Genomic DNA, 21,760 nt, shown 5'->3' with positions numbered 1-21,760 from the left:
CAGTGTCTGGATCAACAAACCCGAATCTGATAGCGAGGAGCGTGTGGAAGCAGCCTGATCACTCCCACTGGTCCCGAACGGCTTGACAAGTTCCGTACCGACATCCACTACGGGTTCATGAATCTTGGTGCGGCACTGATCTGTTGGCGACGGCTCAGCAATCGAACTTGATAGGAGCTCATAGGCGTCACCCCAAGGTTAAAACTCAAGTTAGGGTGGCCAGGGCCCCCACCAGCACCGATTCGGTCAGAAATCTGCGAATGTCCACAACCGACGCCTGCGGATGAGAACGCATCACCTCGTACAGCGCGGCACATCGATCACGCATCTTTGTACACACGGCGGGATCCGAGCTCTGAGCGAAGCCGTGCAACAACATCGGCAGTACGGATCCGGACAACATGTCGATGACGCAGTGCTGGGTATCCGTACGGTGGAGTGATCGCGGCCAGGACTCACGGACGAAGGCATCTAATAAATCCCAAGCATGATCCAATGCCATCAGGAACAGACGCTGCTTCGTGCCGAACAACCGGATCACATACGCCTGGGAGACACCCGATCGGGCGGCCACCGTATCGGTGGTGGTGGCCACGTAGCCGTGCACCGCAAAAGTGTGCACCGCGACCGCTACTATCAGCTGCCGACGATCCGCTCCTGATATTCGGTCACCGGACAACGGACGCTCCGGGCTGTACCGCACGGCACCGTGGTCGACCGCACCACAGCGCCGCACCGGGACACTGGGGCCGGCACTTCGGGCCCCCAACCGCTACCACGCCAGGCCGGAACGCAGCAGATTGCGGCAGTCGTATTCGAGTTTGCACAGCGATCGGTATGCATTTATCGCGACGGGGGCCGGAGCCCCCGCAGTGAGCTGGTCGCTGAACACCTCAAGCGACAAGGGGCCGGAGTACCCATTTCTGATCGGGATGGACAGAAACGCTTCGAGGTCGAAGGACCCCTCCCCGGGAAGGCACCTGTGATGGCGACTCCACTGGATAATTTCAGCCTCCAGGTACGGCGCATCCGCCACCTGTATGAGGAATATGCGTTCTACGGGAACAGCATCTAGAAACGACAATTCTTCGTCGATGGCCAATGAATGGAATGTATCCAGGACGAGACCGAAATTGGGGTGGTCGACTCTCTCTACCAATGCCCAGGCATCGCGGGATCGGCTCGCAAACTTACCCCAGGAGAGGGCCTCATAGCCGATCCGGACCTCGGCATCCGCGCCGAGCCCGGCCAGCACCCGCAGATCAGCCGTACGAATATCGTCATCACCGACTGCATCCGGTACGACGGCGCTGCACACCAGCAACAGATCCGCGCCGAGGGTACGGGTCGTCTCGATCGCCGTCCGGGCCCGGTCCACATGATGGCCGAACTCGTGACGAGGCCTTCCCTCGAAGTCGCGAAACGGCTGGTATGCAAGTATACGGAGTCCGTAAGAGTCTGCGAGTTCCTTAACGTCGCGAGCCGTTCCGTCGAATCCATCGAGATCGCTGGATACCAGCTCCACGTACCGGAAACCCGCGGCGGCTATGGCATCCAGCTTCTCCGGGAGCGTACCACCCAGCGTTACTGTGGCTATCGATCGAATCATCGCGGCCACCTGAACTCGACCAACCGGATGGTCCCCGAATTTCTCGCAGAGTTCGATTCGATGACACCCGGGCAGATATGGGCCCGTGCGCGAATGTCAACAATGCCGCTTGCAGCAGTTCGAGCAATCATAATACAACTCAATTTCTTCATCAGTGCGCGTGAGGGCAACAATGGGATGCAGCCGGCGAGGTGGACATTCGTACTATCCGGTCGTGCGCAGCACCTCGTTTCCAGCCGGCGCGGAGGTCGGGGATGCAAGCGCCCTCGATTCCGTTCGCGTGCGACTAATCAGCATCGACGAAACGACACCGATCAGGAGAATTACACCGGGCAGATACATGGATTGACCGAGCGAAGCACTGAACTTGTCCAAGATCGATGCCGGCAGTGCGCCTGCTGTACCGACGGAATCGGAACCATTCAAACTTCCCAGTCCGTGCGACTCCATCCGGGCCGCGATCAGCGCGCTGATACCGGCGCTACCCAGAGCCGACGCGATCTGCCGGGTCGTGTTGTAAACGCCCGCACCTGCGCCGGCCAGCTGCAACGGCAGGTTTCGAGTAGCCACGCTGGCGAGCGGCGCCCACACTCCAGCACTGCCGATCCCCATGACCACACCGACCAGGGCCAGCAGGATGATCGGCGAGGTGGTGGTCATCAGCGCGGCGAAGGTGATGGTCGCGGCAGAATTCAGCGAGAATCCGGCGGTCGGGATCACCCAGGCCGGGACACGGTCGGCAAACTTTCCGGCGAGCGGGGCCAGTACTCCGGACACAATGGCCATTGGCGCGAACACGAACGCCGACTGCGTCGAGGAATAGCCGCGAACGGCCTCGAGGTAGAGGTACGCGGGCACCATGGAGGCGGTCACCGCCGCCCCCATCGACGCGATGGCCAGGTTCGACAGCGCGAAGCTGCGGTCCCGCAACAACCTCAATGGGACCAGTGGTTCACCGGTATTGCGGGCCTGGTTGACCACGAAGAGGATCAGCACCGCGATACCGGCCACGATCACGGTCCAGATTGCGGGATCCCAGTTGTAGGTGTTGCCTTCCTGGATACCGAACACCAACAAGAACATCCCGACCCCGGACAGGGCTACACCGACCAGGTCGAATTTGTGCTTGTGGGTAGGCAGCGACGGAACCAGCCACAACGCGAGCGCGAAGGCCAGGATGCCGATCGGGATGTTCACGCAGAAGATCCACCGCCAACCCTGCCAGTCGACCAGGACGCCGCCCAGGATTGGTCCGACCAGTGTGGCCAGCCCGGCCGCCCCGCCCCACAGGCCCATGGCCGCACCGCGCTTTTCCGGCGGGAAGGTACGGGTGATGACCGCCATCGTCTGCGGTGTCATCAACGCGGCACCGAGTCCCTGCACAGCACGGGCGGCGATCAGCATGTCGATGCTGTTCGACATAGTGCACCACAGTGAGGCCAGGGTGAACACCGCCAGGCCCGCGAGATAGATGTTTTTGGGTCCGAATCGATCACCGAGGCGACCGGTCACCAGCAGTGGCACCGCGTAGGCCAGAAGATATGCCGAAGTGACCCAGATGACTTGGGAAACATCAGCATTCAGGCTCTTCATGATGGCAGTGTTGGCCACCGCGACGATCGTCATATCCAGCAAGATCATGAAGAATCCGAATACCAGCGCATAGAGCGCGGGCCACGGATTACGTTGAGTGGACACGGAATATGAATCCCATCTTAACATGAGCGCTCGGCGCCGCAGTCGAGTCAAACGTCAGATCACCTGATCGGCACCACCGGCGAGGCGTTCACAAGTAGTTTCCACAGCCAGAGAGTCGACGAAATCGCCGATGACCCTTTGGAATTCGGTCGGCGCCTCCATGTACGGAAGATGACCTACACCCGGAAGAACAGCGGTGCGACAGTCTGGAATCAGTCGCTCCACCTCGGCCAGAGCGGACGGGTACCATTGGAAATCTGCCTCCCCGACCAGCATCTGGATCGGACACGACAATTCCTGCAGCAGCTGCGGCACGTCCGGAGCATCCAGACAGCTGAGCAAGTTCGCACGGGTCGGCTCGGATTCATGATCGGATACGAACGCGGCTCTCATTCCGGAGAACCCCGCACCACCGAGCCGTTCGACAGTTTCGTCAGACATGACGGTGCTGTAGAGCTGTTCGAATAATTGTGCAGGTCCGCCGGCCGCCAACAGCGCCAGCCAGGTCCGAACGGTTGCCTTGCGCCGGCGCCCACCGTAGGGCGAGAACGCCGGCCCGACGAACACCGCGCCCCGCGCGACATTCGGGTATCGACGAAGCAGATCGCGGCACAGCATCGTCGAGATCGAGCTACCCACCAGCACGACCGGCTCGCTGCCGACATCCTGGATCAAACCGTGCAGGTCAGCGAGGTGATCGTCCCAGCTAACACCGAGATCGATCGAACTGTTGCGCTGATTTCGCATATCGTAGGTGACTACCCGAAACCGCTCGGCAAGTTCCTCTGTTCGACTGCGCCAGCTGTCGACATTGGCGAAGAAATTGTTGACAAACAGCAGCACCGGACCCGACCCGCGCTCCTCCACGTGAATACTCAGATCGCCTGCCACGTGCAGCTTTCGAATGCCATCCACCGGCCGGGTCACTGCGCACTCGCCTCCGCACGCAACACTCGCTTCAGAATTTTTCCGGATGCGCTGCGTGGTAGATCCGGCACGATGCGAATCTCGCGCGGTCGCTTGTAGCTCGACATCGTGTCGACCACGTGCCGGACGAGCTCCGACTCGGAGGCAGTCGATTCACCACGCAGGACGACGAAGGCGACCGGCACCTCGCCCCAATCCAGGTCGGGAGCACCCACCACTGCCACACTGTCCACGGCCGGATGGTTACCCAGCACACGCTCAATTTCAGCGGGGTAGATGTTCTGACCGCCACGAATCACTACGTCTTTTATTCTGTCTCGAACATGCAAGAGCCCGGAATCGTCGATATAGCCGAGATCGCCGGTACACAGCCAGCCGTCGCGCACAGCTTCGTCGTAGGCGTCGGGTCGATCGAGATAACCGGTCATGATTCCGGCACCTGCGGCAATGATCTCCCCGAGCTCACAAGATGGCAGCAATCGGCCCTGCTGGTCTCGCACCGCAATCGAGAAGCCTACCGCCGCATGACCTGCGGCAATGTCGTCGACCCCGTCCAAATCGTGTGGATCCGGATGTTCCTCCGGTGCCAGAAGCGCGATCGGACCACCCGCCTCCGTCATTCCGTAATTCTGCCGAAATCCGACATCCAAGGCCGTGGCGGCCTCGCGATAGAGATCGATCGGCATTTGCGCGGCACCGTAGACGACTTCGCGCAGGCTGGCGAGATCAGCGCTCGCGAATCCTGGGCTCCGCAGAACGAACCGGAGCATCTCCGGCGTGAGCCACAGATGCGACGCCCGATATTTCGAAATCGCCTGGAGCGCACGTTTCGGAGTGAACCCCGGCATGACCACGATGCCGGCTCCAGCCGTCATGAACGCAAGGCCGAGAATCGCACTGGAGTGGAAGAGCGGGCAACAGCTCACCAGGACATCGTCCGACGAAACGGGCATCGAAGCCATGATGCCCAAACAGTGGTCCTTGAGCGATCGGTGGTCGAAGACAGCGCCCTTCGGACGCCCGGTGGTTGCCGAGGTGTGAATGATGGCAGCGGGGGATGACCATTCACCGAGTATCGGTGTTCCGACGAAACCCGTCTTCCCGAAATCTAATTCGCCGTCGTCCAGCAGCATCGTGCTGCCAGCGTCGAGTAGGCCGACAAAGGCCGCACGGTGCTTGGTCAGCAGCTCCGCTTCGCCGACCACCAGCCGCGGCTGCACCGTCTCCAGCAGATATCGAATCTCATCGGACGTGGCATTGTGGTTCATCGGAACGTAGACAGCAGAGATCCAGGAAAGCGCGAAGTACAGCTGAACGACCTCGACCCGATCATTGGACAGCACCAAGACCCGGTCACCGACCTCGACACGCCGAACAGTAAGTTCTCCGGCCAACCGCATTACGCTGGCTTCGAGCTCCGACCAGTTCAGCGATCGATTCAGGTCAGCAACAGCCAGACGATCGCCGTACAGGTTACTGTTCCGTTTCAGTACTTCACTCAACCACACTGGCTTCCCCCAATATCTCGGGCCTGGTAGGGTCCTTTCGGGCGATGACGGCATCGATCGCCTGCAACGTGATGGGACCGGGCAGATCATCCAGATCCAGTTCGATACCGAAGCTACGTTCGACCTGCGCGAGCAATCGAATCAAATCGCCGGAGTTCAACCCCGCATCCACGAGGTCCGAGTCGTCCCGCAATCCCTCGGATAGGATTGTGAGATCCGAAATGCTCGCGAGCACCGACCGTGCCGAGCCTTCTCCGACGCCTCCGTGTACGTGATTCCCCCCTTCGAATTTCGATCGGGACCGATGCGCGGGCAAGTCCTCCGGTCCATGGACCACTGTGGTCATCCGCAGCCTCCTGGCGCATCGGTGTCGTAGCACCCTGGCTCGGACAGCACCTCCGGCGGGAGATCGTCCAACCGAACCTCGACAGCCGGGGAACCGTCTCGCAGCGACGACACGAAATCGTCCACCCGGTCGTATCCCCAGAACCGCAACCAACCTGCCCTGAAGTAGGGGAATCCGAAGACATCGTCATCGTCGGCCTGCGCCAGGAGGCGCACGCCTTCGGCTCGGATCGCGCTGTCGCGCGCGGCCGCGACCACGAACTCCGGGTCGACGGATGCTTCTACCGCACACCGCGTGATGACCTCGGGATCGCAGATGTTCTCGCCGCGCAGCCATCGCGCGTTCGCGATCGCCCAGAACATCTCCGCGCCGCGGCCGTCACGATCTGCGGCGAGCCAGGCGAGATGCGGAAGTTCCCACCATGGATCGATGTCGACGGGCCATCGCATCGTGAGACCCAAACTCGAGGCGATCCGCTTCGTGTCCTGCAGGATGTAAAGGTGCTTCGCCTTCGACATCGGTTGATACGGAACGGCACCCCCGGCCTGTTCGAGCTGGTCCGCGAGATCATCGTCCGGTTCCCAACTGGGAATGAAGTCGATCAGATCGAAGGCGGCCGGTACCTTTCCGATTAATCGGTGAGCGGCCAGCCAGGTATACGGACTGCGGAAAGAGAAGTACAGCCGCGGCTTGGTGCGTGAACGTCGTGTCATTACGCGGTCTCCGTAGTCGCCATGTGTGCTGAGCCGGTCACGGATGTCGGAGCGGACTGCGATAACTCGCGTACCGCCTCGGCGACTACTTCGGGAAACGTCACGTGACCGAAGTGCCCGAATCTGGGCAATAGTCGAAGATTCGCCGCCGGCCAGGCGCTGGTGAACAGATTGCTGTCCCCACCCGCCAATCCCAGATCCTCCGGATCGGCGATGACGGTGCAGGATGCGGCGATCTGGTCCAGTGGTAGGTTGCCGCTCGCCGCGACCTGGTCGAAGAGCACATCGAATCCCGCGGGCCCGATTCTCTCCAACTGCTTGTCGACCATGGCCGCTCGCACATCGTCGTCGATCCGATGTGCCCGCGAACCCAGTCGTAGCCGGGTTCCGTCATCGATGACCTGACGCAGGTACTGCCGCGACTGCTCCCGTAAGCGGTCATCGGCGGGTACCGCGGCAGGTCGGTAGAACGGCGCGATCAGTACTGCGCTGCGCGTGATCGCAGCATCGTGGCAGAGCAGGTCGAGGATCACGTTGGCACCGAGTGAATGGCCGACGATCATATCGATCGGTTCCGGGATAAGCCTCAGAGCACGTTCGAGCCACGTCAGTGGCTCGAACGATCGGCGCCACTCGTAGGTGTTCCCGGCTCGCCAAGGCAGGTCGAGCAGATAGCACCGGTAAGTTGAGGCCAGCTGTCCGATGAGGCCGGACCACGACTGCCAGCCATCCTCCAGCCCGTGTGCGAGTACGCACACCGGCTGCGGACCGGATTCGTCGCCGACACGGTGGACCGCTACGTCGCCGACGCTGATCGTGTGCGTATTCATCATTGCTGGTCGGACACCAATCGCACCAGGGCCGCGGCGACGAGACCGTCCGTTGTCACACCGGTCAGCAAGCCGACGGCTCCGGCCGGAGCCTGTGCCAGGCGATCGAGCGTCACGGCAAGCTGAATCGCGCCGTGGGCCGCTCCGCACATCCCGACGAAGCGATCGATGGCAATCGTCTCGACCGCGCCGCCCGCGGATGCCGCGACCGCCGCTCGCTCCGCGGCAGCGTGCGTGGACTCATCGGTGAGCCCCGGAGTGTGCAGGTGGACCGCGTCCACGGGCAGTTGGGCCTCCGCAAGGACCTCGGCGATGCATCGAGCCAGGTCATCGGCCACGCTCTCGTCGCTCGCCGCGGACCGAACACGGACCGCGAGCACATCACCGAGCACTGGAAGATCGATGTCCGCGTGGCCGGGAAGCGACGCAACGAACATCGCCGCCGCCTCGCCGATGGCGAACCCGGGGGTGTCCCGGTCCTCGACGGGTTGGGTCCACGCCCGGTATGCGCTAGCCTCTTCCGCCGCGCCTACCAACATCACGTCGGCACGGTCCTGCCGCAGGGAATTGGCCGCGTACCTGAGTGCCTGGAAGGCTGCCACTCGGCCGCCGGCCACGGTCGCATTGACGCCTTCGAGCCCCCACCGAATGGCTGTCTGCCCTGCAGCACTGTTCATGATGGTATTGGGAAACTTGATGGGGTTGACCAGGTATGGCCGATCCTCCACGATGGTGTCCCGGCAATACTCGAACATCGCCGGCAGGCTGCCGGTCGTCGTGCCGACGACCATGCCCCCCACAAAGCCCTCGGGCACCGCACCCCCGATCGTGTCGAGTGCGAACTTCGCAGCGACGAGTGCCAGGGTCGTAGTGCGGTCGAGTGATCCGATACCTTTGCGGCCCAGGTGTTCACGCGGTTCGAAATCGGGGACTGTCCGGACTCCGATCGGCGGGTACAGGTCCGGCGTCGCCGATTCGCCCACCTGTGGGTCCCCCGAGCTCGACACCAGCTCGGACAACGGTTCGATGCCGGTTCCCGCCGGCGTGAGGATGCCGAAGCCGTGGATACGGACCGCGGGGACCACAGACGTGGTGACGATCTCGGTCACGACATGGCCCCCAGAACCACGATGGCGTTGTTCCCGCCGAAGGCAAATCCGTTATTCTGCACGACATTCACGGGTATTTCCCTTGCTTCGTTCGGAACGCAATCGACGAAGTCGATACCAGGATCGGGCTCGCTGAAATTGATTGTCGGCGGTATGAACCCGAATCGAATCGCCAACGCACTGGCGATGGCACCGAACCCGCTGGCAGCTCCCATCGCATGCCCCAGCATGGATTTGATCGAACTGGTGGGCGGCACGGAGTCTCCGAACACCATGCGCAGGGCAGCACTCTCGACCGCATCGTTCGTCGGTGTACCTGTGCCGTGTGCGCAGACATAGTCGACATCACCGGGCTTGACGCCGGCTTGCTCGTGCGCCTGCCGGATGCATTCGGCGATACTGCTCGCGTCCGGCGAGACCATATGGTTGGCATCGCAGTTGACGCCGTATCCCAGGACCTCGCAATAGATGTGCGCGCCTCGCGCTCTGGCGCTGGTCAGAGTTTCGAGGACGACGGCGGCTCCGCCCTCCGCACACAGGATGCCGCCGCGATCGCTGGAGAACGGCCGGCAGACCGTCTCCGCCAGCGCACCCAGCCGGAAGAATCCGGCGTGCGCCCAGCGGGCGACACTGTCGGCACCTCCGGCGAGCGCGATGTCCAACTGGCCGCTGGCGACCAGATCGTAGGCCAGGCCGATGGCGTAGTTGCTGGCCGAACACGCGGTAGTGACCGTTACCGCCTCACCTGAGACACCGAGCTCACGGTTGACCGCGATGGCCAATCGATGTGCCGGCAACTGAGTCGACAGATCCGCCACTTCCGTGTCGATCCCGTCCGCGACCCAATGCTCGGCCAACAGCTCGGCAACTTTGCCCTCGCCACTGGTCGTGCCGATGCAGGAACCGGTCCGAACCGCTCCGAGTTCCTCGTCCGTCAGCCCAGCGTCCTGTACCGCAAGCCGTGCCGCCGCGGCCGCGAAGAGGCTGGTACGCCCCCACTCCGAGGACGACAACCGGGAGAGGATGTCCTCCGGCCGGAAATTGTGCACCTCCCCGCCCATTCGATGCGGGAACCCCGAGGCGTCGAAGGAAGCAATCGGTGAAGTTCCGAGCCGACCGCCGCGGAGTCCGTTCAGGAAGGCATCCGCCCCGACACCGATACTCGATACCGGTCCCAGCCCGGTTATTACGACACGTTCCGGCATCTACTTGCCCCAGCCGGTGTATTCGCTGACTACACGGTAGACATCGGCGAGGTTCGCCATCTCGGCCAGGCGGCTCTGCGGCACCTCTACCTTGTAGGTCTTCTCGACCCGCGCCAGAATCTCGATCGCTTGCAGCGAGTCGGCTTCGAGGTCCTCCACGAAGGAGGTCGTCTCCGTGACTTCCTCAGGGTCGACATCGAGCACATTTGCGACGAGCTCCCGAAGCTCCTCTAGGTGAGTTTCGATGACCGCAATGCTCAGATCGGTGGGCATAGCTCCCTCTTTCTTGGAATGAATGGATATTCAGTTGGCGCGCAGTGCCGCGACAACAGATTCGATGGACATGACTTCGATACCGTCAACTGCGGATCGGCCCGAAAAGATCACGTTGTCGTCGAAGAGGCGGTCGATCGTCACCGTGTGGACGATCGTGTCGCCGGCGCGGACGGTTCCGGAGATTCGGCATCCACGCACACCACCGAGCAGCAGGGTCGCCGATTCGAGCTTTCCGCTCCGTTCGAGATGATCCAGCCAGAGGAGCGCACCGCTCTGCACCAGTGACTCGAGCACGAGTGTCGACGGATACAGCGGGTCGCACCCCTCCTCCAGACCGTCGAAGCATGGCTCCTCGGGACCGACCCGCTTCTCGGTCACTATCTCGCGACCAGGCGTGTGATCCAACGATTTGTCAACGAGAAGCATCGGGAATCCGTGCGGCAGTACCGCATTCGGATCTGGCAATTTCATGTGCGAACCCCCGGAGTCACCTGACATCACACAACAGAACAACTCGACCGGCCTCGGCACCGTCACCCCTGGTGCACGACGCTTTGACGACCAATTCGCCGCCGGCCGCATCGCCACGGCAGTCGATGCGCAGTTCGTCGTTTTCGATGATCGGCGCGCGAACCCGAAGCGACCGAACCTCCCGGATCGAAACACCTCGATCTGCAAATAAATGTTGAACGGTTTGCAGAACCGATTCGACCATAAATACTGCAGGATAGATCGGAAACCCCGGATAATGGCCGTCCATGTAAGGATCCGTCGCCCTTACAGTCTTGAATCCAACGGCATGCAATTCTTCGATTCGATCGACCTTGTCGACCGCAGACAGAGGTGCAACCCTCCCCGAAACCAGCATTGAACTCTCTCGAAATCGAAACCGGACGGTCACATGTCAGAGGACGATGCCACCGTCTACACGAAGGGTTTCCCCCGTAATATACCGCGCCCTGTCTCCGGCCAGGAAGACAATTGCGTCGGCAACCTCTTCCGCCGTACCTGCTCGCCCCATTGCGATCGAGTCCATGACCTTTTTCCGCGCCTTCTCGGGCAGCGCCGCGGTCATGTCGGTGGCGATCCAGCCCGGCGCCACCACATTGACGCGAACGTCGTAGCGTGCCAGCTCTTTGGCAAGCGTGCGCGACATTGCGTTGATTCCAGCCTTGGCCGCAGCATAGTTTGCCTGCGAAATGTTTCCGTCGATGCCGATGACCGACGAGACGTTGACAATCGAACCCGACGAGCGCTTGATCATCGTATAGGCGACACGGCGGCAGGTCAGGAAGGTGCCGCGAAGATTGGTTGCGATGACTGCATCCCATTCTTCGGGATCCATCAGCACCATGGCCCGATCACGGACTATGCCGGCCGAATTGACCAGTACATCGATGCTACCCAGCTCGGACTCCACCGCACTCACGAACGAGTCAACCTGCTTCTCGTCACTGACGTCGCAGACTGCATGATGGACCCTGACGCCATAGGACGCGATCTTGTCCGCCGTCTCCTCGGCCGCTTGCCCGTTCCCCCGATAGCAAAAAGCGATGTCGTAGCCCTCCTCGGCCATTCGATTCGCCACTGCGGCCCCGATCCCACGGGCGCCACCGGTGATCAAGGCAATACGCGGCGTACCCTCACGCACTATTCTTCCTCCCTCGTTAGACTGCAGTTCGTCCGGCTGCTTCGGCGCCGCGTCGAACGTTCAATCCTGCTCGGCCAGCGCGATGGCATCGTTCACGTCGTCGAGCCGGTCGAGTTCCTCGGCCTTGATGAATGCGTCGCGCCGCTTGCGGTCCAGGCTGTCCGCCAAATCACTGTCGTGTTGCGACATCCGGTCGAGGTCAGCATCGGCGCGATCCAGCACGCCCAGGTTCCGGTATGCCTCTTGCAGCTTCGTGCTCCAGAGTCCGATGTCCTTCAGACACGGGAGAATTCGGCTGAACAGCAGACCGTGAAAATCACTGACATATTGCGAGTTGTCGACCGCTGCGATTCCTTCATCGGTGCTGTATCCGAGGTGTTCGAACACCTCCCGGCCGCGAAGCCGGTTCGCCAGGGCATAGCAACCTTCGATGACAAATTCTTCTCGCTCGGCCAGCTCGGCCCGGGTGAGGCCAGCATAGTAGTCGCGAAGTGCCAGCCGACCGAAGGCAACGTGCCGAGCCTCGTCCTGCATGATATAGGCCAGCAATTGCTTCGGGAGCTCAGCACGAGTGTTATCGCGGAGAATGCCGAACATGGCCAGGGCCAATCCCTCGATCAAAACCTGCATGCCCAAGTACGGCATGTCCCATCGACCGTCGGACAGGGTGTTGTCGAGCAGGCTCTTGATGTGCGGATTGATCGGGTACAGGAACCCGACCTTCTCTTGGAGGAACTTGGCATAAATTTCCGCATGCCGCGCCTCATCCATGGCCTGAGTGGCCGCGAAAAACTTGGCGTCCATGTCCGGCACGGACTCGATGGTCCGAGCGCTGCAGATCATCGCCCCTTGTTCACCATGCAGGAACTGACTGAACTGCCAAGTCGCATAATGACCCTTCAGTTCACGCCGCCGCTCCAGGCTCAAGCGTTCCCAGAGCTTCGAACCATAGAACGGCAGTGCTCGCTCCGGAAGCTGCAAGGGGTCCTCAGGATCGACCTCGAGCGACCAATCGATCCGAGTAACCGCGTCCCACTGCCGGTCCTTACCTTTTTGATAGAGCCGCAGCATCGAATCGCGGTGGTCGTCATATTCCCACGTAAAGCGCGCATGTCCGCGTGCCTCGACATCCCAGGTCGACATCTCCGCAGGAAGCTCATAGAGATCAAAAGTCGACATCAGATTCCCCCAATAACAGTTCTAGATGACATTCAGACCCTAACCGGCGCAGTGCTAGAAGTCAATCGCGTCGGGGGTGTGCTCGCGGCGCCGGGCAGACGGAACAAGGTCGAGACCTGTTCCCCGCCCGCGGTGCGTCATCGCGTCACGCATGGCACACCTGTAGCCGCAGCCGGCCGCAGCGCATTGCCCGTCCGCAGGTCTTCTGGCGATCCATGTCTCGGAACCGACACGGCATCCTCCAGCGCCCCGCGTTGGCCGGTCTGGGCAGCAGCCCGCCGCCCGACCTCGGACTTCGTTCCACGCCACCCTTTACGGGCCGGCGTCAGCGCTCAACGCGCAGGGTCGCCACCGGACCGCGGTGGCCGGTACACCGCATCGGATATCTTGCCCGAGTCATGCATCGCGTAGTGGATGGTCGTCCGCTCTGCGAGCCGAGTTGCGCTCAGCGCGACGTCCGCGCCCAGCAGTGCCCAGTCATCCAGCACCGGGACGTCGTGCACGTCGTAAGTGAGCCGACAGCTCAGCAGCGCCGGCGCTCCCTCTAGCGTCCCGAGCAACCTGGCCTCGCGTTCACCGAGGACCGCGGCCACGATCGTTTCCTCGGCGCGACCGACCCGGATGCCGAAGTCTTCGTCCAGGACCTGATACAGGGACCGATCCCGCAGGGCATTCATACTGACCCGTCCTCCGTATTCTTCACGGAGGTACGAGGTTTGCAGAATGATGGGTACCAGCCCCCTGTCCTCGGCGTCGGCCGAGCGAAGTCGCTCGACCGCAACGACGAACTCCCCATCGATCCCGAGCCGGTCGGCAACCCGCGCGGGCGGCTGGACGCGCGCGATACCCAAGACATCGGTGCGCATGTGCTGACCACTGGCGATGAAGTCTTCCGACAGACTTCGCAACGGCCCCAACTGGTACTGAAATCTGCCCTGGGACACAACTGTCCCAGCCCCCTGGCGCACGTCCACCAACCCCTCGTCCTTGAGCATCCCCACCGCTTGACGGATAGTCATCAGAGTAACCTCGAAGCGCTGCGACAGCTCACGCTGGGACGGCAACGGGTCACCAGGCTTGTGCACTCCGTCTGCGATCTCGGTGGCGAGCGTTTGATAGATGGCGACATACTTCGGCTGTCGCACCTGCGCCTCGTCTCTAGCCGTTCTAGCGTTCATCGGTACTTCCTCTTCGGCCCCCGCTCCGCTGCCGGTTCTTGGGTGTGTGCCCCCGGAGAATGCCTTCGATCTCCAGGCCTTAGTCAAGCCTAACGGCGCCGATACCGCAGAAGAAAGCCAAGATAGTGGGGCTACTGCCGCCCCGAAGCGCACCCATCGGACAGCAATCACGGCCGGATCGAACCCATATCGGTGGAATTCCCTGCCCAGCAACATCTTCCGATCCATGCTGCCGCCCCGAAAACTGGCTGGTGGCGTGCCGACGCCACAGGTCGAACAGCGCCACATCTCATCGCGACACAGACGGCGTGCGAGCAGTTCCGGACGCCCGGTCGGGCGACGCCGTCCGCAGCGATCAGACGCCCGCCACGAAGGTCCGCGTGGTCAACACTCACGCACGAACGTGACAACAGTTCTAGAACTATGCCATGATCACCCCATGCTGGAGTTCGATCCCCTTCACACGCCCGCCGCCGGCGGCGGAACCGATTCCCAGAGCGGGTTCGGTATCGACGGCCGATTCGGCGAATTCGGCGGCAGATTCGTTCCCGAACTTCTCGTCCCCGCATGCATGGAACTGGAAGCTGCCTACCTCGCCGCGCAGCAGGACCCCGCCTTCGTACGCGAGCTGGACGAGCTTCTCGCAGTTCAGGCCGGACGACCCACCCCGATCACACCGCTCGAGCGGCTGTCCCAGGAACTCGGGATCGATCTGTGGCTCAAGCGCGAGGACCTCGCGCACACCGGGTCGCACAAGATCAACAACGTGCTGGGCCAAGCCCTTCTCGCGCGACGAATGGGAAAAATTCGACTGATCGCCGAGACCGGCGCCGGGCAACACGGAGTCGCCACTGCGACAGCGGCCGCCCTGATGGGCCTCGAAGCCCGGATCTTCATGGGGAGCAAGGACGTCGGCAGACAAGCCGCGAACGTCTTCCGAATGAAGATCCTCGGTGCGGAGGTGATCCCGGTGGACAGTGGCAGCCGAACCCTCAAGGACGCGTGCACCGAAGCGATGCGGCACTGGGTGGAGGTAACCGACGACTCGCACTACTGCGTCGGGTCGGTCATGGGACCGCATCCGTATCCGACCATGGTCCGCGATTTCCAGCGCGTAATCGGTGACGAAGCTCGCAAGCAGCTCGAACAGAAGCTGTCCGGAATACCGGACTTCGTTGTTGCCTGCGTCGGCGGGGGCTCCAATGCCGCAGGTACCTTTGCGGGTTTCCTCGATACCGATTCCACACTCATCGGAGTCGAGGCAGCCGGTGGCGCCGCGGCAAGCTATGGCACGCCGGGCGTTGTCCACGGCTTCCGTTCACTGATCCTCCAGGACAAGCACGGTCAGATCTGCGAGGCCGAGTCGATTGCAGCCGGATTGGACTACCCCGGCATCGGCCCGGAACACGCGGACCTGAAGATGACCGGCCGTGCGCAGTACGTCACTGTGACAGATGAACAGGCATTGGCCGCACTCATGCGGTTGGCTCGCACCGAGGGCATCCTCGCAGCCCTCGAATCATCACACGCGCTCGCATGGATCATCCAGGCTGCCGACTCCGGAGCGATCCCCGCCGGCGCGACCGTTCTCGCCACGCTGTCCGGCCGCGGTGACAAAGACATCGCAACACTGATGGAGACACTATGACCACGAGACTTCACCGGCATCTCCGCGAATCCGGGCGCAAAGCTCTCGTCCCGTATCTGACAGCGGGCGTTGTCGACAATTGGACCGAATACCTCCACTCGTACATCGCCGGCGGCGCGGACGCAATCGAGATCGGGCTACCGTTTTCCGATCCGATGATCGACGGACAGACGATCCAGCAGGCTTCGGACATTTCCCTCCGTCGCGGAACTACTGCCGATGCCGTCTTGGATCAGCTGGCCGCGATGCAGCTCACAGTGCCACTCGTGGTGATGACCTATTACAACCTGGTTGCCCATGCCACGGTTGACAGCTTCTTCGCAAAACTCCGGGCAGCGAACGTCGATGGGCTCATCATCCCGGACGCCCCGGTGGAAGAGCTCGCCCTGGTAGCGAAAATGGCAGCCGAGTACGAGATCGGCTTGGTCCTGATGGTCGGCCCGTCGAGCAGTTCCCAACGGCGCCGGATGATCGCCGAACACAGCACCGGCTTTGTGTATGTGGCCAGCCTGATGGGCACGACCGGCGAGCGGGCGGACCTGTCTGCCTCCGCTGCGCCCCTGGCTCGAGAAGTCAGGTCCTACTCCGCGACCCCGGCGCTGATCGGCATGGGTATTTCGACTCCGAGTCAGGCGGGTGCGGCGGCCGAGTCGGCGGACGGAGTCATCATCGGATCGGCCCTGATACGCCAGATTTTGGATGGCGCAAGCCCTTCGGAGGTCGTCTCCTGGCTCTCGTCGTTCCGCACCGTACTGGACGCGCATACCGGGTAGCGGCCCCCGCATTTGAGAAGCACCGATCATCACCAATTGAGAGCGCAGATGTCCCAAATCCGTTCAGCCGTCGCACCCGACCGACCTACAGCGCGCCCCGGCCGGCTCGCGTTGCTGGCGCCAGGCCAGGGCGCCCAGAAGCCCGGGATGCTCATACCCTGGTTGGTCGCCCCGGACGCAGAACACCAGCTTGCCGTATGGTCCGACCTATGCGGATTGGACCTGCTGCGGCTGGGAACCACCGCCGACGCCGATGAGCTCGTCGATACCGCCGTCACACAGCCGTTGATCGTCGCCGCCGGTCTTTTGGCCTTCCGAGCGCTGTGCGCCGACGGTCCGCTGCCCGTGGAGACTGTCGTTGCCGGACATTCGGTCGGCGAACTGACGGCCGCCGCAGTCGCCGGGGTAATTTCGGCGGACACTGCCATATTCCTCGCCGCTGCGCGCGGCAGTGCCATGGCGGACGCTTGCCGGTCCGAGTCGACCGGAATGTCCGCAGTCCTCGGCGGTGATACGAGCATCGTCATCGATGTATTGGACCGGCTCGGATTGTCTGCGGCGAACCGCAACGGAACAGGTCACGTCGTCGCGGCCGGAAGAATCGAAGCCCTGCAGCAACTGTCGGCAGTCCCGCCTGAGGGTGCCAAGGTCGTACCGCTCTCGGTAGCCGGCGCGTTCCATACGCCGTTCATGCGGTCCGCCGAGAGTGCCTTCGCGGCTGCGATCGATGGTGTCACCGTCAATGACCCCTGGTTCCGCCTGCTATCGAACTCGGACGGCAAGGAAGTCGACTCCGGTGCCGACACGATGGCCAAGCTGGTGTCCCAGCTCACCGGCCCCGTTCGCTGGGATCTGTGCGTCGAGAGCATCGGCGCTGCATCGGTCACGGCGGCAATCGAACTCCCGCCGGCCGGCACACTGTGCGGAATAGCAAGACGCGAGCTCCCGTCGATCGCGCGCCACCCGCTGAAACGACCGGCTGACCTGACGGCACTGCCCAGATAGGTCGATGGCCGCTGCGCTCGAGCCGGACCGACGGCAACGTCCACCGCAGCGAATCGAGAATGGAATCGTTCATGTTCACTCGGATCGCAATCGTCAACCGCGGCGAGGCCGCCCGGCGGCTGATCCACGCGGTGCGGGAGATCAACGCCACCCGCATGGGTGCGAAACCGATTCGGACGATCGCCCTGCACACCAGCGGTGAGCTGCAGGCGACGTTCGTCCGGGAGGCCGACCTCGGCCATGCGCCGGAGGTTGCTGACCAGGAATGGCCGCGCAGTTTCGATCGAGCCCGTTGAAATTCCACTGATCCGGACACATCGGTCACTCTCGCGACGATCTCAATGATCCATCGTGTAAACCAATACAATGCCCGAAAGGTTCGACTATGATTGTTCTAGGCTACAACGGATTTACTCGCGGTAGCGAGGTCCTGCTTTCATCCACTTCCGAAATAGATCGATACGTGACAATCGGCCACGATGCCGGTGCGGCTGTCATTATCGATGGGACAGTGGTTGCCGCGGTCGAGGAAGAGCGCCTCAACCGGGAAAAGAAGACCCACAATTTTCCCATCAACGCAATCAACTGGTGCCTCGAGCGGGCGGGTATCAAAATCGAAGATGTCGACTATTTCGCGCTGCCTTGGGCGTTCACCGAGGATACGATGCGCTTGATGAACAATGATATCGCCGACCACTCGCCCGATGCACAGTTCTCCGCCGCCGCGGTGGCGGCACTCAATGGGTTGTACCACAACATCCTGTGCCGCACGCAGGTGGTGGAGGAATTCCGGACACACACGGGATTCGATGTGCCGGACGAGAAATTTGTTCAGGTACCCCATCATCTCGCTCACCTGATGTGCGGCTACCAGGTTCGTGGCGGTGGAGATTCCGCGTTCCTGATCAGCGACGGCCGCGCCGAGCGCGACTCCTCGATTTCCGGAACGATCGAAGGCGGTGTCATCAGAATCTTCGATGATCTCACCGCAAACGGCGCCAACTCCGTCGGAGTTTTCTACTCCCTGGTGACCCGCTACCTCGGATTCTATCCGAACAACGACGAATACAAGGTGATGGGCCTGTCGGCATACTGCCCGACGCCGACAGCCGATCACATCATCGACTCGTTCGTCACACTCCTGGACGGCGGTCAGTTCAAATTCGCCGCGCCCGTCAATGGGCCGACAAGCCACTTGACCTACAGCCAGATGCTCGATGCGACCTTCGCCACAGCAGGTATCGATCGAAAGTCGCTCGAGTTCCAGGCGAGCGTTGCACGACTGGCGCAGGACATCGTCGAGCGGGTTACAGCACACCAGATCAGCGCCCTGTCGGAGCAGACGGATCTTTCCGATCTCATTTTCGAAGGTGGAGTCGCGCTCAACTGCGTGAACAACACCAAGCTGCTCGACTCGTCCACCTTTTCGAGCATGGACGTCAGTTACGGCGCCAGCGATTCAGGACTTCCCATCGGCGCGGCCGCATTTGTCGGCCGAACCTACGGGGACATCGAACCCACGCCATGCGGTACGTATACCGGCCCGGAGTTCACACCAGCGGATATTCGCAACGCGGTAGCAGACTTCGAAGAACGCATTACTGCCACAGAGATCAACGAAAACGCCCTCGCATCCACAGTGGCCGAGCTACTGACGGAGAAGGTAGTCATCGGCTGGTTCCAGGGTGCTGCCGAGTTCGGCCCCCGAGCTCTCGGCAGTCGCAGCATCCTCGCAAACCCGACGTTCAAGGACATCAAGGACATCATCAATATCCGAGTGAAGCATCGAGAGACTTTCCGTCCTTTCGCGCCGATCGTCCTCGAGTCCGGTGCGGGTACACTGTTCGAGATGGGAAAGCTTCCGAATTCTCCCTACATGACGTTCGTCGTGCCGGTACGGGAGGAATTTATGGATGTGATCCCGAGCGCATGTCACGTCGACAACACCTCGCGGGTTCAAACCGTCTCAGATGGCCAGAATCCGCTGATGGCCGATCTGCTTCGCGAAGTGGAAAAGCGGGTGGGAGTGGCCTGCCTGCTCAACACCTCCTTCAATGTCGCCGGCGAGCCCATCGTCGGTTCGCCCTGGGACGCCATCAACTGCTTCCTCGGCACCGAGATCGACTATCTCGTACTCGGCAACCTGATTATCAAGAAGGCAGCCGAATCTGTGTAATGCCCGTAGCGCGGCGACATCGCGATCCGTGTCGATGTCGCCGCATCGGCGGGCGGATGCCCGATTGCCACCAACGCTGACCGGCCTGGCCCGTACCGCCGCCGAGAGCCACGGATTCCGAAGCAGATCGGAGGCTCGACCGTCTAAGTGCGCCTATCGGGTTCGGTTGCTGAGTCGTCGCCAACAGATCAGTGCGGCACCGAGATTCAGGAACCCGTAATCGATGTCGGCGCGGCGTTCCCACCGGATCGCCAAGCGCCGGCACTGGTGGAGCAGGGCGAAGGTTTGCTCGACGATCCAACGGCCTGCAGTGACTTTGTCGCGGGTTCCGCGGCGCGGGATGTAGCCGGTGGTCCCGCGTTGTCGCAGCTCGGCGTACACGCTGGGATAGTCGTAGCCCTTGTCGGTGATCAGATTCTTGATCCGGCGTCGCGGTGGCCCCGGTCGTCCACGCAAGGGGCGAACCCGATCGAGCACGGGCGCGAGCATCAGGTGGTCGTTGACATTGGCCGCGGACAGCTCCACGACAAGCGGGAACCCGTTGCCGCAGGTCAACAGGTGATGTTTGGAACCGGTCTTGGCGCGGTCTACCGGGCTCGGTCCGGTCGCGGAGCCCCCTTTTTCGCCCGTACGTGCGAGCCGTCGATCATGGCCCGGTCGAAGTCGATCAACCCGGCGGCGTTGCTGCGGTCCAGGACCGCGTGGTGCATCGCGGTGAACACTCCGGCGGCTTGCCAGTCGCGTAGCCTGCGCCAACACGTCATCCCGGACCCGAACCCGAGTTCCTGGGGAAGGTCTTCCCACCCGATCCCGGTGAACAGCACGAACAGGATCCCCTGGAACACCAACCTCGGGTCGTGCTGAGCTGGGCCCGGTGTCCCGGCCGGCTTCACCGGTAGTAGCGGCTCGATAACCGCCCACAACTCATCATCCACGATCCACGGTGCCGCCACGGCGAAACATACTGCACAACAGTGGGTCTCACCGCTACCTGACCGAACCTGTTAGGGGCTCATAACAGCAGGTTGGGATGCACTGGATGTCTGCCCGTGATCAGCAATGAACGCCGGGAAGCCCTGAACCACAGCCCGTTACGGGATCGGTTCCCAGCCATTCCACGGCCGAAGCCCCAACCGACCGCGCAGGCAGTCGACGCGATGCTGAGCTTGAGCGGCGTGTTCCGGTTTCGCCCCAGCGGCCTGCGCAGCCATACATGTCATCCGCATTTCCCGGATATCGCGCAGGAGCGCGAACCCTGGCCATGACGTCACGTCGTAGCCGTATGCGCGCCAGAACACCTCATAGCGTTGCGCCGGAATCCAGCCGAACGAGCTGTGCTTGATCGCTGTCGAGGTCAGGTCCCACTCCGGTGGCCCGACTGCGGCTCGCTCGAGATCGAGAAACACCGTCACGCCGCCGTCGGTCGTGGTGACGACATTGCCCTCCCACGCGTCACCGTGGATCGGCCCCCAAGCCACGCCAGCTGGCAGTTCGTTCCAGGCTGCTCGCAGATCGGAGAGATGACCTCGCAACCACTGCCTGTCCAGAAAAGGAAGCGTGTGCGCTGCATCGATACGATCGTCGAGCCTGACGAACGGCTGCACGGCGGGGAGGAAGTCCGGCGCGGTGAGGCCGTGAAGCGCACGCAATGCTTCAGCGATCTCCTGCGCTGCACCTGGGCGGTGTGACGCAAACTCACGCCAGAATGTGACTGGTCGCCCGTCTACGATAGTGAAGTCGGCGGAGTTGCCGGCCGGCTCGACAGCGGGGATACCCTCGGCCTGGAGCCACCGGGCGATGTCGAGCTCCCGGCGCGCTGCGTCGGCTTGTCCCACCCGGAGTTTGTCAAGGTGAATGAGTCCAGCGGGAGTTATGCGGCGGTCTGAGCTCGGTCCTCCTCGATAGGCGGGTTGATCGATGCCGCGGTCG

The 21,760-nt window shown here is 62.2% G+C and carries 22 protein-coding genes and 1 pseudogene; 5 read left to right on the top strand and 18 right to left on the bottom strand.

Going from position 1 to position 21,760, the window contains the following annotated elements:
- Window positions 1-205: 205 nt before the first annotated feature.
- From ACFXK0_RS28745 to ACFXK0_RS28670, 16 genes are all read right to left on the bottom strand, one after another.
- Window positions 206-607 (bottom strand): TetR/AcrR family transcriptional regulator, encoded by a 402-nt coding sequence (locus tag ACFXK0_RS28745; RefSeq protein ID WP_379414217.1) that lies wholly within the window; start codon window positions 605-607, stop codon window positions 206-208.
- 165 nt (window positions 608-772) lie between these two features.
- On the bottom strand, window positions 773-1,609 hold the full coding sequence (locus tag ACFXK0_RS28740; protein ID WP_379414219.1) for a sugar phosphate isomerase/epimerase family protein: 837 nt from the start codon (window positions 1,607-1,609) through the stop codon (window positions 773-775).
- A gap of 204 nt (window positions 1,610-1,813) precedes the next feature.
- Window positions 1,814-3,307: a DHA2 family efflux MFS transporter permease subunit gene (locus ACFXK0_RS28735; RefSeq protein WP_379414216.1), complete on the bottom strand. Its 1,494-nt coding sequence runs from the start codon at window positions 3,305-3,307 to the stop codon at window positions 1,814-1,816.
- A gap of 54 nt (window positions 3,308-3,361) precedes the next feature.
- Window positions 3,362-4,234, bottom strand: a complete 873-nt coding sequence (locus tag ACFXK0_RS28730; RefSeq protein WP_379414215.1) for an alpha/beta fold hydrolase — start codon at window positions 4,232-4,234, stop codon at window positions 3,362-3,364.
- Complete coding sequence (locus ACFXK0_RS28725; protein WP_379414213.1) at window positions 4,231-5,736, bottom strand: class I adenylate-forming enzyme family protein; 1,506 nt, start codon at window positions 5,734-5,736, stop codon at window positions 4,231-4,233. The genes ACFXK0_RS28730 and ACFXK0_RS28725 overlap by 4 nt, the downstream gene beginning before the upstream one ends.
- Window positions 5,729-6,088 carry an acyl carrier protein gene (locus ACFXK0_RS28720; protein WP_379414212.1) on the bottom strand — a complete coding sequence of 120 codons (360 nt, stop codon included), beginning with the start codon at window positions 6,086-6,088 and terminating at the stop codon, window positions 5,729-5,731. The genes ACFXK0_RS28725 and ACFXK0_RS28720 overlap by 8 nt, the downstream gene beginning before the upstream one ends.
- On the bottom strand, window positions 6,085-6,801 hold the full coding sequence (locus tag ACFXK0_RS28715) for a 2-hydroxychromene-2-carboxylate isomerase (protein WP_379414211.1): 717 nt from the start codon (window positions 6,799-6,801) through the stop codon (window positions 6,085-6,087). Before ACFXK0_RS28715 ends, ACFXK0_RS28720 begins: the two co-directional genes overlap by 4 nt.
- Window positions 6,801-7,634, bottom strand: coding sequence for an alpha/beta fold hydrolase (locus ACFXK0_RS28710; RefSeq protein ID WP_379414210.1), 834 nt, complete (start codon window positions 7,632-7,634; stop codon window positions 6,801-6,803). The genes ACFXK0_RS28715 and ACFXK0_RS28710 overlap by 1 nt, the downstream gene beginning before the upstream one ends.
- Window positions 7,631-8,740 carry a beta-ketoacyl synthase N-terminal-like domain-containing protein gene (locus ACFXK0_RS28705; RefSeq protein WP_379414209.1) on the bottom strand — a complete coding sequence of 370 codons (1,110 nt, stop codon included), beginning with the start codon at window positions 8,738-8,740 and terminating at the stop codon, window positions 7,631-7,633. Before ACFXK0_RS28705 ends, ACFXK0_RS28710 begins: the two co-directional genes overlap by 4 nt.
- Window positions 8,737-9,945, bottom strand: coding sequence for a beta-ketoacyl-[acyl-carrier-protein] synthase family protein (locus tag ACFXK0_RS28700; RefSeq protein WP_379414208.1), 1,209 nt, complete (start codon window positions 9,943-9,945; stop codon window positions 8,737-8,739). Before ACFXK0_RS28700 ends, ACFXK0_RS28705 begins: the two co-directional genes overlap by 4 nt.
- On the bottom strand, window positions 9,946-10,218 hold the full coding sequence (locus ACFXK0_RS28695) for an acyl carrier protein (protein WP_379414206.1): 273 nt from the start codon (window positions 10,216-10,218) through the stop codon (window positions 9,946-9,948).
- A 30-nt stretch (window positions 10,219-10,248) separates the two neighbouring features.
- Window positions 10,249-10,692, bottom strand: a complete 444-nt coding sequence (locus ACFXK0_RS28690; RefSeq protein WP_379414205.1) for a 3-hydroxyacyl-ACP dehydratase FabZ family protein — start codon at window positions 10,690-10,692, stop codon at window positions 10,249-10,251.
- A 16-nt stretch (window positions 10,693-10,708) separates the two neighbouring features.
- The gene (locus ACFXK0_RS28685; protein WP_379414218.1) at window positions 10,709-11,089 is read right to left on the bottom strand and encodes a 3-hydroxyacyl-ACP dehydratase FabZ family protein; all 381 of its coding nucleotides are present in this window, start codon (window positions 11,087-11,089) and stop codon (window positions 10,709-10,711) included.
- A 36-nt stretch (window positions 11,090-11,125) separates the two neighbouring features.
- Window positions 11,126-11,872 (bottom strand): 3-oxoacyl-[acyl-carrier-protein] reductase, encoded by a 747-nt coding sequence (fabG, locus tag ACFXK0_RS28680; RefSeq protein WP_379414204.1) that lies wholly within the window; start codon window positions 11,870-11,872, stop codon window positions 11,126-11,128.
- Window positions 11,873-11,932: 60 nt separating this feature from the next.
- The gene (locus ACFXK0_RS28675) at window positions 11,933-13,051 is read right to left on the bottom strand and encodes a ferritin-like domain-containing protein (protein WP_379414203.1); all 1,119 of its coding nucleotides are present in this window, start codon (window positions 13,049-13,051) and stop codon (window positions 11,933-11,935) included.
- Window positions 13,052-13,383: 332 nt separating this feature from the next.
- Window positions 13,384-14,229: a GntR family transcriptional regulator gene (locus tag ACFXK0_RS28670; protein ID WP_379414201.1), complete on the bottom strand. Its 846-nt coding sequence runs from the start codon at window positions 14,227-14,229 to the stop codon at window positions 13,384-13,386.
- 439 nt (window positions 14,230-14,668) lie between these two features.
- Between ACFXK0_RS28670 and trpB the strand changes: the two genes are divergently transcribed.
- The 5 genes and pseudogenes from trpB to ACFXK0_RS28645 all read left to right on the top strand — a co-directional run bounded on the left by trpB (window position 14,669) and on the right by ACFXK0_RS28645 (window position 19,831).
- On the top strand, window positions 14,669-15,877 hold the full coding sequence (gene trpB / locus ACFXK0_RS28665) for a tryptophan synthase subunit beta (RefSeq protein WP_379414200.1): 1,209 nt from the start codon (window positions 14,669-14,671) through the stop codon (window positions 15,875-15,877).
- The gene (gene trpA / locus ACFXK0_RS28660; protein ID WP_379414198.1) at window positions 15,874-16,650 is read left to right on the top strand and encodes a tryptophan synthase subunit alpha; all 777 of its coding nucleotides are present in this window, start codon (window positions 15,874-15,876) and stop codon (window positions 16,648-16,650) included. The genes trpB and trpA overlap by 4 nt, the downstream gene beginning before the upstream one ends.
- Window positions 16,651-16,698: 48 nt before the next feature.
- Window positions 16,699-17,655: an ACP S-malonyltransferase gene (locus tag ACFXK0_RS28655; protein ID WP_379414196.1), complete on the top strand. Its 957-nt coding sequence runs from the start codon at window positions 16,699-16,701 to the stop codon at window positions 17,653-17,655.
- Between the two features lie 71 nt (window positions 17,656-17,726).
- A pseudogene (locus ACFXK0_RS28650) lies at window positions 17,727-17,894 on the top strand (biotin carboxylase N-terminal domain-containing protein); the annotation flags it as partial.
- A gap of 146 nt (window positions 17,895-18,040) precedes the next feature.
- The gene (locus ACFXK0_RS28645) at window positions 18,041-19,831 is read left to right on the top strand and encodes a carbamoyltransferase (RefSeq protein WP_379414195.1); all 1,791 of its coding nucleotides are present in this window, start codon (window positions 18,041-18,043) and stop codon (window positions 19,829-19,831) included.
- A gap of 153 nt (window positions 19,832-19,984) precedes the next feature.
- On the opposite strand, the gene ACFXK0_RS28640 is transcribed toward ACFXK0_RS28645, so the two are convergent.
- Window positions 19,985-20,784 (bottom strand): IS5 family transposase gene (locus ACFXK0_RS28640; RefSeq protein ID WP_379414194.1). Its coding sequence is split into 2 segments (ribosomal slippage): window positions 19,985-20,454 and window positions 20,454-20,784, totalling 801 coding nucleotides; the frame shifts between segments, so codons are not numbered across the junction.
- Window positions 20,785-20,922: 138 nt separating this feature from the next.
- Window positions 20,923-21,760, bottom strand: an 838-nt coding sequence (locus tag ACFXK0_RS28635) for a phosphotransferase (RefSeq protein WP_379414193.1), incomplete at its 5' end; no start/stop codon positions are given.

Source organism: Nocardia sp. NPDC059177, from assembly GCF_042755165.1.
Classification (GTDB): Bacteria; Actinomycetota; Actinomycetes; order Mycobacteriales; family Mycobacteriaceae; genus Nocardia.
The sequence above is the reverse complement of the archived record's forward strand: the minus strand, read 5'-3'. Positions and strand labels throughout refer to the sequence as shown.

Bases quoted from the DNA above. Each gene is read 5' to 3' on its own strand.
- ACFXK0_RS28740 (WP_379414219.1), bottom strand. From the start codon at position 1,609: ATGATTCGATCGATAGCCACAGTAACGCTGGGTGGTACGCTCCCGGAG.
- ACFXK0_RS28720 (WP_379414212.1), bottom strand. From the start codon at position 6,088: ATGACCACAGTGGTCCATGGACCGGAGGACTTGCCCGCGCATCGGTCC.
- ACFXK0_RS28715 (WP_379414211.1), bottom strand. From the start codon at position 6,801: ATGACACGACGTTCACGCACCAAGCCGCGGCTGTACTTCTCTTTCCGC.
- ACFXK0_RS28710 (WP_379414210.1), bottom strand. From the start codon at position 7,634: ATGATGAATACGCACACGATCAGCGTCGGCGACGTAGCGGTCCACCGT.
- ACFXK0_RS28700 (WP_379414208.1), bottom strand. From the start codon at position 9,945: ATGCCGGAACGTGTCGTAATAACCGGGCTGGGACCGGTATCGAGTATC.
- ACFXK0_RS28695 (WP_379414206.1), bottom strand. From the start codon at position 10,218: ATGCCCACCGATCTGAGCATTGCGGTCATCGAAACTCACCTAGAGGAG.
- ACFXK0_RS28690 (WP_379414205.1), bottom strand. From the start codon at position 10,692: ATGAAATTGCCAGATCCGAATGCGGTACTGCCGCACGGATTCCCGATG.
- ACFXK0_RS28685 (WP_379414218.1), bottom strand. From the start codon at position 11,089: ATGCTGGTTTCGGGGAGGGTTGCACCTCTGTCTGCGGTCGACAAGGTC.
- ACFXK0_RS28675 (WP_379414203.1), bottom strand. From the start codon at position 13,051: ATGTCGACTTTTGATCTCTATGAGCTTCCTGCGGAGATGTCGACCTGG.
- ACFXK0_RS28670 (WP_379414201.1), bottom strand. From the start codon at position 14,229: ATGAACGCTAGAACGGCTAGAGACGAGGCGCAGGTGCGACAGCCGAAG.
- trpB (WP_379414200.1), top strand. From the start codon at position 14,669: ATGCTGGAGTTCGATCCCCTTCACACGCCCGCCGCCGGCGGCGGAACC.
- trpA (WP_379414198.1), top strand. From the start codon at position 15,874: ATGACCACGAGACTTCACCGGCATCTCCGCGAATCCGGGCGCAAAGCT.
- ACFXK0_RS28655 (WP_379414196.1), top strand. From the start codon at position 16,699: ATGTCCCAAATCCGTTCAGCCGTCGCACCCGACCGACCTACAGCGCGC.
- ACFXK0_RS28645 (WP_379414195.1), top strand. From the start codon at position 18,041: ATGATTGTTCTAGGCTACAACGGATTTACTCGCGGTAGCGAGGTCCTG.